At 33.8% G+C, this 554-nt stretch carries 1 protein-coding gene; it reads left to right on the top strand.

Translation table 11 applies throughout. The annotated features are described in order from the left end of the window. Positions 1-273: 273 nt before the first annotated feature. The coding region (locus N1032_RS27225; RefSeq protein WP_259543824.1) for a hypothetical protein at positions 274-554 on the top strand (281 nt) is incomplete at its 3' end.

Here is a 554-nt window from a genome sequence, read left to right as displayed (position 1 = left end):
ATAGGCCAACACTTATAATATGGTACGCATAAGATACATTATGTTAAATGCACACCTATTTGATGGGGTACTATCCATAGCTTAGGGGGTGGGGTACATCCTTTCAATCCTGTAAGGCGATAGCCGAAACACTCACATATTCTACAGAATCAAAGGGTTACGATGGTTCAAAAGAAATCTATTGTTCCCCCTTTTCATTTTCTTTTTTCTTTTTTCCTAGCCCCTTTAAGCAAATTATGAAAATGAAACATCCTATATATAAGGTGGTTAATTATGTCTCGTTATAAAATTACCGTAGATAAAGCTAAGTATGTTTTACCCTTAAATAATTGGGGTGAGCCTATTTATCCTGATATATTGAAAGAGGTTAGTTCAAATGGTGATAGGGCTTATAATGCGGGGTTAAAGGGTGTTAAACAACCTAAAGTAGTTGAGCGTATTGTAATTAAAATAGATGGTGAAGAATTTGATATTACTAACATGAGTGATAGATTTAAGCGTAATGTATTAAATGAAATGCGTAATAGATACGTTAGGTTAGATGATGCTTCTTT

The sequence above is a fragment of the Herbiconiux daphne genome, assembly GCF_024979295.1.
GTDB classification, from domain to species: domain Bacteria; phylum Actinomycetota; class Actinomycetes; order Actinomycetales; family Microbacteriaceae; genus Herbiconiux; species Herbiconiux daphnes.
Note: the sequence above shows the minus strand (reverse complement) of the source record. Positions and strands in the feature narration are given on the sequence as shown.